This window comes from Simiduia curdlanivorans, assembly GCF_030409605.1.
In the GTDB taxonomy this organism is placed as follows: domain Bacteria; phylum Pseudomonadota; class Gammaproteobacteria; order Pseudomonadales; family Cellvibrionaceae; genus Simiduia; species Simiduia curdlanivorans.
Window position 1 is genome coordinate 2274616 of the sequence record NZ_JAUFQG010000004.1, and the last position, 14263, is coordinate 2288878.

Here is a 14263-nt window from a genome sequence, read left to right on the forward strand (position 1 = left end):
CGCAAAACGGCCCCGGTGATAACGACATACCTAGAGTGGTGCCATGGCCAGATCCAAAAGCAGTAACCGTTGGCTGGAAGAGCATGTTAACGACCCATACGTGAAGCGCGCGCAAATAGACGGCTACCGCTCCCGCGCCAGTTATAAACTGATTGAGCTGATCGAGAAAGACCGCTTGGTAAGGCCGGGCATGGTCATTATGGATTTGGGCTCTGCGCCTGGCGGCTGGTCGCAAATTGTCGCGCCTATGGTGGGCGACAAGGGCCGGGTAATTGCCTCCGATATTTTACCCATGAACCCATTAGCCGATGTAGATTTTATTCAGGGTGATTTTACCGAAGATGCCGTGTTCGAACAGATCTTGGCCCTGCTCGACGGTGCCGGTGTGGATCTCGTGATCTCCGATATGGCGCCCAACATCAGCGGTGTGAACGCCGCCGATCAAGCCTCGTCTATGTACCTAGTGGAATTGGCGCTGGACATGGCGCGCCAGGTATTAAAGCCCAAGGGTGCCTTTGTCGCTAAGGTGTTTCACGGCGAGGGTTACGACGACTATTTAAAAGACGTGCGCTCATCCTTCGACAAGGTGGTGATCCGCAAGCCAGATGCGTCCCGCGCTCGCTCGCGCGAAGTGTATATCGTGGCAAAAGGTTTTAAGGCTTAGTTGAATGCAAGGAAGAAGCGCTTGCCCCTTGTGTTACGGTGCAAGCGCCTGTATTTAGGTATGTTTAGGCAAGTTCAGGTATCTGCCTAGGTAGATCAAGACAGCGAGCTTACAAAAGCTTTGCTAATCGATAGCGCTGATTAGAAAGTGTAGGCCGCGCCCACCGAGAAATAGTCGATATCGGCGTCTTCAATGTCGATCAATTCGTATTCAGCGCGCAGCTGAAATGAACCTAACTGAAATTTCGCACCAATACCGTAGGCTGGGTCTGAGCCTGAGTCTGAGGTGTTTCCGCCGAGCTCTTTAAAATCGCTGTTCCAATTGACTATGCCGGCCTTGGCAAATAACCCCACTGGGCCAAGATTGACGCCGACTAGGCCTGAGGCCATAAGACCGGTTGTTGCTAGGGTGAATTCTCCACCCGACGCGTCGCCTGTCTGGGTGCCAAAATCCAAATAAGACGCTTCAAGGGCGAGATCGACGAGCGGAACTAAGCCAAAATTGTAGCCGCCGAAGACTTTATAACCCACGTCGCTGTCGTCTAAATCAATGCCGGTTTCCTGCGCTTCAACCACGGCAGAACCCACCGAGCCACCGAGATAAAAACCGCTGTCGCTGCCTGCGTTGGCGGCTTGTGCCGCAGTTAATGTAAGTAATGTAAATAGAGGTATGGCGATTTTTTTCATACTTTCATCCTTCCTAAGGTGTGTGAAAAGCTCATGAGGATACGCCGTGTCAGTTTGAAAGCAATAGGGTGAAGCTAGGCCTGAGTGCTGATTCAAAGAATCCTGCGACGAAGTTGAATAAATATGCGACAGACGCGATACATCGGTGCCGCTTAGGGGTGAGTTATGGTCGGTAAATAGCGGAAGTGCCCAACAATGGGGTAATCAAATAGCATGTCATCCAAACTTGGGCCTCGGCCAATGTTGTGAACGATTTTATAGCGCTGTTTATCGTCGCTCTTTTCATCCACAACAATGCCGATATGGGGAAGATTACCCGGCAAGCGCCAGCTGACCAGATCGCCGGGTTGGAAATCTGCATCGAGTGGCAGCGATGTGCCGAAGCGCTGGAAGTAGACCTCTAGGTTGGGCACTCTGCGGTGGTCGATATTGGTGTCCGTCGTGTTTAAACCCCAGATTTTCTTGGACGGGTATAGGCTAAAGTTCGCAGCCATATCTTCGTGTACATTTTGTTGCAAATCTATGCCTAGGCTGCGGTATGCGCGAACAATCACATCGGTACAGACGCCAATATTGGCCGGTACATCGCCATTTGGATAGGCGATGGAGTGATAGCGGCCATCGTAATGCACCGAATGATTCAGCCTCGCCATCGCCGCCTGCACTATGTCCCTAGGCGCTAAGGGCTGCTGAGCCTGCGCCAGATGTAGCCACACAAGACTGGCGATGGTGATGAGATATTTAGCGGTGGCCGAAGTGATAGGCATATTTCATCTCAATAAAAAGGTGATGTTTCATGTGCGCGCAGTTCTTGTGGCTATAACCTGAACCGCTGCCGACTTATACGCGGGTGTTCGGCTTCTTGGGTCTAGCTCTCTTCCGATCAATACATTGAGCTCGGGATAGTAACCTAAGACGGAACCGGGTGTGATATTAAATATTTTTACCTGCAAACCGTTTACCTCACCGTGGGGGGAAATAATATCCACCCACGCATTGTCTTTTAAACCAAGTTTGAGCAGGTCTTGCTGATGCATAAAAACAGTTTGCCGGTGCGTCGCGCCTCGGTAGGTATCTTTTTGTTCATAGATGATGGTATTGAATTGGCCTTCGCTGCGCGCGCTAATTAGATTGAACGGAAATTCAGAATTGATTTTGTGTGGTTGCAGCGGCGATGCCAAAAAACTCGCTTTACCACTCTCTGTTTGAAAGTGTGGATGATTTAACCGGCGCTGAGGGATATGAAATTCTTGTTTGGTCTGGTCAATGGTTGCAAGCGCTTCGAGGCCCTTGATGGTTTTGGCTATTGCCTGGCGCAGCGTTGTGTGTGATCTAAAGGCTGAAAAGTCGAATACCTTGCTGTCGATAACGGCGCTGGCAAGGCTGCCGATTATCTCGACTTCGGGTTTAACGTTGGTAAACCGGGTGATACCGCCATCGCTCAGCCGAACATAGTTAAACATAGATTCTTGCGTGGTCGGCTGATGCTCTTCGTCTCGGGCGGTTACCGGTAAAATCAGGCTCTCGCTCTTGTCCGTGCCGTGTAAATGGCCTCTGTTTAATGTTGTGGTGAGGAAGAGCTTGAAGTGGATATTGTCCAGTGCTTGGCTGGCCCAGCGGGTATCGGGTGCGGCTTCTAAGATATTTCCGCCGAGAAAAAGCGCTGCCTCAATCGTATTTTGAAACGCCGCCTCTAGGCAGGCCATAGTATCCATGCCCGGAGTTTTGGGGCTTAAAATACCCAGTTGTTGATCGAATTTTTCGATCACCTCACTTGGCAAAACAGGCTTCATGCCAATGCTGCCCATACCTTGCACATTACTGTGGCCGCGCAGCGGTAATAAGCCAGCCCCAGGCTTTCCAATCATGCCGCGCAACAGTGCGACATTGACCAGGTGTTCGATATTTTCTACGCCCTGTTTATGGTGGGTTAAGCCCATGCCCCAGGCAAAGATGGCGCGCTTCGCTTGGCTGTAAATTGCTGCGAGATTGGAAATAGCCTCTCGCGTTAACCCGGTTTCCATTTCGATGGTCAACCAAGAGGTGCTTTCTATTTGTGCCAGATAATCAAGGTAGTGGTGGGTATGGCTTTCGATAAATTCGCTATCTTGCTTTTGGCCTTCGAGTACTGCTTTGCCGACGCCAAGAAATAGATAAGCGTCTGCCCCCGCTTTGGGCTGTAAATACACCGATGCAATTTCATGGCCACCTGCAATTAACGAGCTGGGGCTTTTAGGTAGGGCGAAGCGAACCAAGCCCGGCTCTTCGGCGGGGTTAATGACAATGACTTTGCCGCCGCGATCGCGACATTTTTTTAAACTGTGTAGCAAGCGGGGGTGGTTTGAGGCTGGATTGGCGCCGCTAAGCAGCACAAAATCACAGTCGGCTAAATCCTCCAGTGCGACGGTGGCCGTGCCAGAGCCGATAGCATTTTGCAGCGCAACACCGGTGGCTTGGTGACAGAAATAGGAGCAGTTGTTGATGTTGTTGGTGCCGTAGGCCCGAGCGAATAATTGCAACAAAAAGCCGGCTTCATTGGACGAACGGCCCGAGGCATAAAAAAAAGTTTTATCTGGCCGGGCTGCGTTGAACCTCGCGCTAGCAATTGCTAAAGCGTCGCCCCAACTAATGGGTTTAAAGTATTGTGCATCTTTGGCCTTAAATAGCGGAGTATCGAGTCTACCTAGGTGTTCCACTTCATAGCCGTCGAGCTCTTGCAGTTCTTTCAGGTTGTGATTAAAAATTTCAAGCGGTATGGGGTTTTGAATGTCCGTTGATTGCGCCTGGACGCTTTTATTACACACGGAGGGAAACTCGTCCAGCTCGTTGGTCATGCCGCCTCTTTGGCCACCCATGCCAAGCCCGCAGGCTTTGCAGGCGTTTTTCGCTGTGAGCGCTTTGGCCGAGGCGCGCAGGCCGATGCGATTGGCAGTTTGTAAGGTGTAGAGCACTTTATTAAAGCCGCCGCCTACAATTTTTTTTGAATCTTTATTCATGTCACAACCTTGGTGTTGTTTTTTCCGCTCAAATGAAAACTTGGCTTAATGATAAAGTAATAGAGTCCGTTCTGTACTTTTGACTCCTTCTTCCGACCTCACTGTACGAGATAGCGTTTGGCCAAACAGGTCATAAATGACCTTGGCGCGGATCGACTCCTGCTGGCGCGCCAAGTGTGGAACTGGTGTACCTTTGAGTTTGACATATGTGGCACTTTTTTATCATAAAAATGTTCATTTATAGCTATTTCATGTGACTTTTAATTTTTTCATCCTGTCTTCATGTTGATCTTTAGTGAATTTTCGCGCGCTACGCTAGCCTAATTTTTCGGGCATTTCCCTCGTCTAGTAGTAATGGCTTAAGCAGTAATGCCAGCGGAAGCAGTAGCTCGAGCAATCGGAGAATAGGCAGTTGCCTATTTTTTTGACCATGAATAACAGGGAAATAAGTGAGATGACTAAGAAAAATAATATGAAGTTCACGGCCTTTGTTTTGGGCGCCGCGAGTTGCTTATCAGCGCAAGCTGCCGAGCGGGCTTTTTTGCAAGAGCGACCTGACCTCGTCAGCAGTCTTGCGGGAACACCAGCTTTGATGCAACAGGCGAACAATGGCTTGGTATTAGGCTTAGCTGCTGGTGACGAGCTACAAGTTAGAAAAACCTACACCGATGCCAACGGTGCGGTAACCACCCGTTACACCCAACTGTATAAGGGCTTGCCCGTGGTGGGTGACGATGTGGTTATTAGCCGTCATAGCACCGGTTTATTCAAGCGTGCCCATGGTGCGGTGTTGAATAATATCGCCGCTGACGTTGTCAGCACGACGGCGCGCATCAGTGCCGATGCCGCGATGCAAAGAGCTAAGGCACACTCGATGGCCGGCGCCTCTATTCGCGCCAACTCGACACCGATGAGTTATGAAAACGAAACCAACCGTTTAGCCATCTGGCAGGATGAATCGGGCAAGGCGCGTTTGGTTTATGAAGTTAGCTATGTGCAATATGGCGATACCCCGTCGCGCCCTTACATGATTATTGATGCCTTAACGGGTGCTGTGCTGTTGGAGCGGGATAATCTACAAACCGCCAACGCGACTGGCCCTGGTGGTAACCAAAAAACCGGTCAATATTTTTACGGTACAGATTTCCCTGCGATGAACGTATCGCAGTCGGGCAGTACCTGTACCATGCAAAATACCAACGTAAAAACCGTGAATTTAAATCACGGTACGTCGGGTAGTACGGCGTTTAATTTTACTTGCCCTCAGAATACTGTGAAATCTATTAACGGTGCTTACTCACCGTTGAACGATGCTCACTACTTCGGCGGCGTAGTGTTTGATATGTACAATGCCTATGTGGGTACGGCACCCTTGTCGTTCCAGCTGCAAATGCGCGTGCACTATTCCAATAGCTACGAAAATGCTTTCTGGAATGGTTCGGCGATGACCTTTGGTGATGGCGCCAACACCTTCTATCCCTTAGTCAGCTTGGATGTCTCTGCGCACGAAGTGAGCCACGGCTTTACCGAGCAAAACTCCAACCTAACTTACTCCGGTAAGTCCGGTGGCTTAAACGAAGCCTTCTCGGATATGGCGGGTGAAGCGGCCGAGTACTACATGAATGGCACGAACGATTGGAAAGTGGGTGCTCAGATATTCAAGGGTAACGGCTCTTTGCGTTACATGGATAACCCGCCTTTAGACGGCAAGTCTATTGGCCACCAGTCTGATTACACCAGCGGCATGGACGTGCACTACAGCTCCGGTGTTTACAACAAGGCGTTCTACTTGTTGGCAACCACCTCTGGTTGGAATACTCAAAAGGCTTTCGAGGTCTATGCCCGTGCCAACCGGCTTTACTGGACTGCAAACACTAACTGGGATGTAGCCGGCAATGGTGTGTTAGATGCAGCCTGTGACCTCGGTTACGATGTTGCCCAAGTTAATGCATCGCTTGCAGCGGTTGGTGTCAGTTCTTCTGCCAGCAACTCTAACTGTGCGATTGATCCACCACCACCAACCGATAATGTGTTGCAAAATGGTGTTCCAGTCACTGGCTTAGCGGCAAGCACGGGTGCGGATTTAACCTACACCATGCAGGTGCCTGCAGGTGCCACCAACATTCAGTTTGTCATGAGCGGTGGCAGCGGTGATGCCGATTTGTACACCAAGTTTGGCTCAGCGCCAACCGATAGCAGCTACGATTGTCGCCCCTATGCCAACGGCAATAACGAAACCTGTACCGGCACGGCCACAGGCGGTACTTACTATGTTCGCGTTAAACCCTATTCGACCTTCTCTGGTGTTACCTTAACCGGTAGCTACACCGAAGGTGGTACGGGTGCAGATCCTATCAATGAAACTGTTTCTAATATTTCTGTATCAAGGGGTGCTTGGAAATATTACACAGTGCAGTTGAATGGTGATTATTCGAACCTTAATGTCACCATCAGTGGTGGTTCTGGCGATGCTGATTTATATGTGCGCCGCGGTAGCCAGCCAACCACATCGTCTTACGACTGCCGGCCCTATAGGAATGGCAACAGTGAGAATTGCAGTTTCACTAATCCACAAAGTGGTACTTGGCACATCGGTATTCGCGGCTACTCTGCGGCATCTGGTGTGACCCTGAACTACACGGCTACGCCTAACTAAGTGGCTTAACGTGTTAGAGAAGAGGAGCTACGGCTCCTCTTTTTTTCTCGCTCTATTCATTTACATTTCATTATTTTTTCAGATTAAAATCTGAAGAGCAGGGTGATTTATGAAAGTTATTTTTACAACATTGCTGTGTTGCACGCTAAGTGCATGGGCTAATGCTGCCGAACCCACATCGCAGGATCGAGCCTGGATTACCATTGGCTCGGACGCCAGCCAACTATTAACGCGTCAGACAATTACCGGGGTAGATTTTCAGCCGTTGTTAAGCACGAGCGCCAATGTGAGTGCGCCGGCTATTACCATCGGCAGTCTGCCGGCGACGCAGGTTGAGTCGTTGAGTAGTTTTATGCACGACGAGTTTAATCGCTGCGGCGGTTTTATGTTTCATGAGAGTTTTGCCGACGCACAGCAGTATGCGTCTTTATCTCAAGCGCAGCAGACAAATTCACTGGTGAGTTACTCCATCGATAACCCGGCGGGTGTAAGCGCACTGCTCGGTGAAATGAGCGCGAGCCAATTGAACGCAACGGTTAATACCTTGAGTGCTTACAACAACCGCTATTACACCCAGCAAACCGGTGTCAATGCGGCTAACTGGACGCTGGGGCAGTGGCAATCTATTGCCAGTGGCCGCAGCGATATTCAGGTTGCTCTTTACGGTCATACTTGGGCGCAACCGTCCGTGATTGCCACCATTACCGGTACCACTTATCCCAATGAAGTTGTGGTTATTGGCGGCCACCTAGATTCAATCAATCAAAGCAATCCGAGCAGCGGTCGAGCACCAGGTTCCGATGATAATGCCTCCGGCATCGCTGTTATCACCGAGACACTACGCGCGATGGTTGCGGCCGATTTTAAACCGGCCCGCACAGTAAAAATTATGGCCTATGCGGCAGAAGAAGTTGGCTTGCGCGGTTCTAAAGCGATAGCCGAAGCGCACAAAGCGGCGGGCACCAACGTGATTGGTGTTGCGCAGTTTGATATGAGCGGCTACAAGGGCACCAGCAATAGAGATATTGTGTTCATGACCGACTACACCAACACGGCGCAGAATCAATTTATGGCGCAGTTGATCGACACCTACCTGCAAGGGGTGAGCTATGGCTATGATCAATGTGGTTATGGTTGCTCTGATCACGCCTCGTGGAATGCCCAAGGTTATGCGGCGTCTATGCCGTTTGAATCGAATATGTCGGACCATAACCCGAATATTCACACCGCCTACGACAATACCTTCGACGCTCAGCACTCGCTGAATTTCGCTAAATTGTCCGCAACTTTTATCGCGGAGTTGGCTAAAGGCGGCACCGGCGATACGCCTCCGCCACCACCCGTGGATAATGTGTTAGTCAACGGTCAGGCTAAGACGGGGCTTGCCGCAGCAACAGGTAGCGATCTTGTTTACACCCTGCAGGTGCCAGCCGGTGCCACCAATATTCAGTTTGTTATGAGTGGTGGCAGTGGCGATGCGGATATGTACGTTAAGTTTGGCTCGGCGCCTACCGATAGCGTTTACGATTGCCGGCCCTACAAAAACGGCAACAGTGAAACCTGTGCCGGTAGCGCCAGTGGTGGCACCTATTACGTGCGGTTAAAAGCCTATAGCAGCTTTGCCAATGTCAGCTTGGTGGGCAGCTATACCGAAGGCGGCGGCCAAACTAACCCGCCCATTAATGAAACTATCTCGAATATTAGCGTGGCAAAAAGTCAGTGGGCGCGCTACACGCAAACCTTGGCCGCGGGCTATACCAGCTTGCAAGTTAATATGAGTGGCGGGACGGGCGACGCGGATTTATATGTGCGTCACAACGCGGCCTCAACCACCTCGGCCTATGATTGCCGGCCCTATAAAAACGGTAATAGCGAAACCTGCAGTTTCAATGCGCCGGCGGCTGGCACCTGGTATATCGATGTGCGCGGTTACTCGGCGGCTTCGGGAGTCACGTTAAATATTATTGGCACACCATAATGTGAACTGATTCTTTTGATGGTTCGCAAAGTCCTAGCCGCGCCTGTAGCGCGGCTTTTTTACGTCCGAATAAATCTTTGGAAGCTGGTGTAATGCCAATCGCGCATGGCTAACACCAACGTAACCCCGTCTCTTTTACTGACGTCTAGGGCTGCATCGGCGTTGTTTAGTTGATCGAATTCTTGCGCTAGTTTATTTAGTTTAAGTTGAAAGGCTTGTGTCGACTGCGGCGAGAGCATGCCATTTAAAATGGCAAGGTGATTGGCTGGCTGTTCAAAATCTGCGTTAAACAACTCTCGCTCAATTGTGTGCTTGAAAAATTTGGCAATCGGTCCGTTCGGTTGCCAGTGAAAGTTTGCCGCAACTTTTAACTTGATATGATTGTTAGGCAACAATTCAATAATGTTAAGTTTATCTAAGAGTGCCAGCTTGCGAATAATGTCAGTCATTTTAAAACGGTAAAAGCTCACCATCTCTTCCGCAGTCCAGCGATTCAAAACGCATACGGCAATCAGTAATGTCGCCGGATCTTTGGCGATCTCCTCTTCCTGCGCAAGGCTGAGCTGAACTAAGCCAGGGTTGTGTTGCTGCATGGTTTGAATTAAATCCGATATCTCCATTCCCATGAGCTGGCAAATAGCCTGTAATTGCTCTAAGTCAAAGCTGCGCATTCTGAATAGCCGCTTGACGCTCGCCTCAGACAGGTTGAGCGCCTGGGCTACTTCCACATAGCGTAAGCCGTGGGCTTTTAGGCAGCTTTTTAATGTGTCGATGATGGCAGCAACCTGAGCCATAGTTTCTCCTTTTCGAGACTTTTGAGATGACAGGGTGCATATATTGATACTTTGGGGTTAATAATGCACAACTTTTTAGATATTGGTAGCAAATCGGGTGGCCATCTGGCAATTTAGCCAACTTCAAAGCCGCCGGCGCTAGAGCCGTTATCAGGAGTGAATTATGCGGAAGCTGACCGACTTTAAAGGATTTTTACCCTATATCAGCGTGGTTTTTCTGAACGCGTTTGTGGATTTGGGCCATAAAATCGTGATCCAGAATACGGTCTTTAAGGTGTACGACGGCAATGAGCAGGTGGTGCTCACGGCCTTAGTCAACGCCCTTATTTTGCTGCCTTTTATCTTGTTGTTTTCTCCGGCTGGTTTTCTTTCCGACAAGTTTCCCAAGCATCAGGTGATGCGCGTTAGCGCTTGGGCCGTGGTGGTTGCAACGCTGTTGATCACCTTCTGTTACTACCAGGGTTGGTTTTGGGCCGCGTTTGCTTTGACCTTGTTATTGGCTATTCAAAGCGCTATCTACAGCCCGGCAAAATACGGCTATATCAAAGAATTGGTGGGTAACGAACCTTTGGCGCGCGCTAATGGTGTGGTTAACGCTGTGAGCATTTTGGGCATCCTGCTCGGCACTTTTGTGTTTTCGGCCTTATTCGAATGGATGCTGATAGGGGCAGAGCTGAGCAGTAGCAACCACATAGTCGGCAAGATTGCACCCTTGGGCTGGCTCTTGGTTGGCCTTGCCTGTTGCGAAGTGGCGTTGACTTATCGCCTAACGCAAAAGTCAGAGGGGCGGCCAGACAAGCGCTTTGAATTGGCGCAATATGCGCGCTTAGGTTATCTACGTCGCAATTTGGCAATACTGCAAAGGCGGCCTGCTATTTGGTTATCCATTGTTGGGCTGTCGACCTTTTGGGCGATTGCACAAGTTGTGTTGGCGGCTTTCCCGGCTTTCGCCAAAGCGTCTTTGGGTGAAACTAACACGCTGGTTATCCAAGGTATTTTGGCCTGCACCGGTTTAGGCATTGTGTTGGGGTCTGTTTTAGCGGGGCGTTTGTCGCGCAATTACATTGAGATTGGTTTAATTCCCATTGGCGCTCTGGGGTTAACCTTGGCGCTGTTTGTTCTGCCCGGGCTAGATTCTTCTGTGGCGTTGGCACTGTGTTTTTTGCTTATCGGCACAATGGGTGGTTTGTTTATCGTACCGCTTAACGCCTTGATACAATTTCACGCGCTGCCCAAACAGCTCGGTACCGTCTTGGCCGGAAACAACTGGGTGCAAAATATCACCATGTTGTCTTTCCTCGGCATTACCGTTTGGGTGGCAACCTTAAACTTGAGCGCGGCGTGGCTTTTGGGCGCGATGGGTTTTGTCGCACTCGTGGGCGCGGGTTATACGCTGTTTAAACTGCCCCATGCCTTCGTGCGTTTAGTGGTGAGCTTCCTGTTTAAAGGCCGGTACAGCATCAACGTGGTCGACTTTAATAATTTACCGGCCCAGGGGCCGGTGTTATTACTCGGCAACCACATCAGCTGGATCGACTGGGCCTTGGTTCAGATAGCCTGTCCAAGACCGGTGCGGTTTGTTATGCAGCGCGAAATTTATCACCAGCCGCTGATTAAACCTTTTGTAAAATTATTTGGCGTTATCCCCATCGCTAAAGGCCATAGCGACGATGCTTTGCAAGAGGTGAATAAACACTTGCAAGCGGGCGAGGTGGTGTGTTTATTTCCCGAGGGGGCAATCAGCCGCAACGGCCAGCTGGGGAAATTTCACAGCGGTTATCAACGCGCCACTCAGGGCTTAGATAATGGTGTGATAGTGCCTTTCTATTTGCACGGTTTGTGGGGCAGTCAATTTTCTCGCTCCAGTGAGCGCCTGCGCGAAAGCCGCGCACCTGAGGGGCGTCGACGCGAATTGATTGTAGCCTTCGGTGCGCCTTTAGCTATCAGCACAGAGGCAAAAGCGTTAAAACAAAAGGTCTTCGAATTAGCCGCCCATGCGTGGCAGGAACATAGCCAAGGCTTTCAATCCACCGCGATTAATTTGATTCAAAGCGCGCAGCGCCAGGGCGGGCAGGCTGCTCTACTCGGCGCGCGCGGTGAGACTATCAGTTATCGGCAGCTGTTAGTTGATGCTTTGATCTTGGCAAAAAACTTGAAGGGCAAGCGGCTCACCGGTAAGTCTGTGGTTATCGAAACAGCGGCGGGGCGCGATTTCTTTGTTGCACACATGGCGGCGTGGATCGCCGGTGTGACGGTGGATCTCGCCAGCGCCAGCGGCCCTAGAATTATTAGTGAACCAACAGGCGCGGATGCCGATGAAATCGCGTTGGCAAAACCGCACGCCGGGCTCGCGGCAAATTTCATCTTAACCCTGCTGCCCGCACGGCTTTTGGCACACTGGTTTGGCAGTCCACAAGCCTTGCACACAGCCGCCTTGCGCACAGCATCGGGGCAGGCGATCGATCACCGTCAGCTGCAGCTTAATAGCAAGCAAATTAGCGATGTGATTAATACCCGCGCCGATGATGTGGTGGGTGGTTTTATCGACGGCAAAAATCCCTTTGAACTGATGTTTTCATTAATCATGCCCTTGTTTGAAGGCTTGCCGGTTGTGCATCAATTCGACGACGAGTCGTTGTTAACGGTGGCGAAAAAAGTGGCGCGCAGTCGCGTGACGCTCATGTGTTTGTCGCCGAGCTTATTAGCGCAATTACCCGAGCAGGAGGAAATAGAACCCATTATGTTTTCAGCCCTGCGCATGGTAATCAGTGAGTTTTCATCCGCCGCAGTGCGTCATGCAACGGTGTTTGAACAGCGCTTTAATCAACCGGTTTATTTAGGCTTAGGTGGTTCACCCTGGGTGCCGGTGGTGAGTTTGAATGTGCCCGATGCACTCGACACCACCTATTGGCGCATTCAACGCGGCTGCGATAAACGTTCGGCGGGGATGCCGCTGCCGGGTTTAAGTGTGTTAGTGCGGGATCACCAGGGCTTACCCGTGGGCAGTTTTAATCAACCTGGCGAATTGGTCTTGGGCCTCGGCCTAGCTGCGCTTGTGTCGGAGCCGGAACCGCTCGGTCATGCCTGTGCCGATAAAACTTGGTTGCCCCTCGATAAAAAAGGCGAGCTAACCGATGAAGGTTTCGTGGTGCCTGCCGGTGATTGAACTGCATGGGGTGGCGCAATTGCGGTTATTAAAGCGGTTGTTGCGCCAGCTGTGCGATAATGCCGCTTTTGAGTGTGTGTGAATAAAGCTATGCATGTGGATTGTATTGTCATTGGCGCGGGTGCTGCGGGTTTAATGTGCGCGGCGACGGCGGGTTATCGTGGCCGGCAGGTAGCGGTGCTGGATCACGCTAGTAAAGTGGGAAAGAAAATTCTCATGTCTGGCGGTGGGCGCTGTAATTTTACCAACTACACCATCGAGCCTAACCAATACCTGTCGGCCAATGGCCATTTTTGTAAGTCTGCATTAAGCCGGTATAAGTCGTCCGATTTTATTGAGCTGGTAGAGCGTCACGGCGTTGCCTACCACGAAAAAACCAAGGGCCAGCTTTTTTGCGACAATAAAGCCAGCGACATTCTTAACCTATTGTTAACCGAATGCGAATATGCCGGCGCGAGTATTACCAGCCAGTGTTCGATTGAAAAAATTGAAAAAATTGCCGATACATTTTATTTGCATACCAACTTAGGCCAATACAGCTGCACTTCGCTCGTGGTGGCAACCGGCGGTCTGTCCATCCCGACGATGGGCGCCAGCGGCTTTGGTTATCAAATCGCGCAACAGTTTGGTTTGGCTTGCACGCCTGTATGGGCTTCGCTCGTGCCCTTTACCATTACCGATAAATGGCAGCCCATTGTGAATGCGCTGTCTGGTTTATCGCTCAATGTGCGAGTTACTTGCAATAAGCAAACGTTTAATGATCCGTTATTGTTTACCCATCGGGGCTTGAGTGGCCCGGCTATGTTACAAATTTCAAATTATTGGCGCCCGAGCGACACGCTGTTGATCGATTTTTACCCAAGCGGCGATCTAGCCGAGCAGATAAAAGCTTGGCGCAGCCAGGGCAGCAAAAGTGAGTTGAAAAATTTGCTGGCAACCATATTGCCTAAGCGCTTTGTGGAATCTTGGTTGACAGAAACTGAAGCTGGGCGCGCGGTTAATCAATACAGTGATGCCGAGATAAACGCGGTTGCGCTTAAGTTCCACCAGTGGCGCATAACGCCCTCGGGCACGGAAGGTTATCGAACCGCAGAGGTCACCATGGGTGGTGTGGATACCGACGGCATCTCATCGAAAACCTTCGAAGCGAAAACAACACCCGGTCTTTACTTTGTGGGTGAGGTGCTCGATGTTACCGGTTGGTTGGGCGGCTTTAACTTTCAATGGGCTTGGGCCAGTGGTTATTGCGCGGGCCAGTATGTGTAGCTTGCGCTGTTAAGATGTGGTTGGGGTGTCGCACAGTTATAAAGTTGTTTTAATGAG

The 14263-nt window shown here is 50.6% G+C and carries 9 protein-coding genes; 5 read left to right on the forward strand and 4 right to left on the reverse strand.

The window, feature by feature from the left end:
- The first annotated feature begins 43 nt into the window (after positions 1 to 43).
- Complete coding sequence (gene rlmE, locus QWY82_RS10115) at positions 44 to 664, forward strand: 23S rRNA (uridine(2552)-2'-O)-methyltransferase RlmE (RefSeq protein ID WP_290261868.1); 621 nt, start codon at positions 44 to 46, stop codon at positions 662 to 664.
- A 140-nt stretch (positions 665 to 804) separates the two neighbouring features.
- Here the strand turns inward: rlmE and QWY82_RS10120 are convergent, their stop codons facing one another.
- From QWY82_RS10120 to QWY82_RS10130, 3 genes are all read right to left on the reverse strand, one after another.
- A complete protein-coding gene (locus QWY82_RS10120) occupies positions 805 to 1350 on the reverse strand; it encodes a porin family protein (RefSeq protein WP_290261870.1) in 546 nt (181 codons plus the stop codon).
- 152 nt (positions 1351 to 1502) lie between these two features.
- A complete protein-coding gene (locus tag QWY82_RS10125; RefSeq protein WP_290261871.1) occupies positions 1503 to 2117 on the reverse strand; it encodes a DUF1287 domain-containing protein in 615 nt (204 codons plus the stop codon).
- A gap of 27 nt (positions 2118 to 2144) precedes the next feature.
- The gene (locus QWY82_RS10130; protein ID WP_290261873.1) at positions 2145 to 4346 is read right to left on the reverse strand and encodes an FdhF/YdeP family oxidoreductase; all 2202 of its coding nucleotides are present in this window, start codon (positions 4344 to 4346) and stop codon (positions 2145 to 2147) included.
- 454 nt (positions 4347 to 4800) lie between these two features.
- Here QWY82_RS10130 and QWY82_RS10135 point away from each other — a divergent pair, with 454 nt between their 5' ends.
- Both QWY82_RS10135 and QWY82_RS10140 read left to right on the forward strand, forming a co-directional pair.
- The gene (locus QWY82_RS10135) at positions 4801 to 7002 is read left to right on the forward strand and encodes a M4 family metallopeptidase (RefSeq protein ID WP_290261875.1); all 2202 of its coding nucleotides are present in this window, start codon (positions 4801 to 4803) and stop codon (positions 7000 to 7002) included.
- A gap of 109 nt (positions 7003 to 7111) precedes the next feature.
- On the forward strand, positions 7112 to 8980 hold the full coding sequence (locus QWY82_RS10140) for a M20/M25/M40 family metallo-hydrolase (protein ID WP_290261877.1): 1869 nt from the start codon (positions 7112 to 7114) through the stop codon (positions 8978 to 8980).
- Between the two features lie 59 nt (positions 8981 to 9039).
- Here QWY82_RS10140 and QWY82_RS10145 read toward each other — a convergent pair whose 3' ends face one another.
- Positions 9040 to 9774 (reverse strand): helix-turn-helix domain-containing protein, encoded by a 735-nt coding sequence (locus tag QWY82_RS10145; RefSeq protein ID WP_290261879.1) that lies wholly within the window; start codon positions 9772 to 9774, stop codon positions 9040 to 9042.
- A 163-nt stretch (positions 9775 to 9937) separates the two neighbouring features.
- On the opposite strand from QWY82_RS10145, the gene QWY82_RS10150 reads away from it, so the two are divergent.
- Both QWY82_RS10150 and QWY82_RS10155 read left to right on the forward strand, forming a co-directional pair.
- Complete coding sequence (locus QWY82_RS10150; protein WP_290261882.1) at positions 9938 to 12940, forward strand: MFS transporter; 3003 nt, start codon at positions 9938 to 9940, stop codon at positions 12938 to 12940.
- Between the two features lie 90 nt (positions 12941 to 13030).
- A complete protein-coding gene (locus QWY82_RS10155) occupies positions 13031 to 14206 on the forward strand; it encodes a BaiN/RdsA family NAD(P)/FAD-dependent oxidoreductase (protein WP_290263510.1) in 1176 nt (391 codons plus the stop codon).
- Positions 14207 to 14263 lie beyond the last annotated feature (57 nt).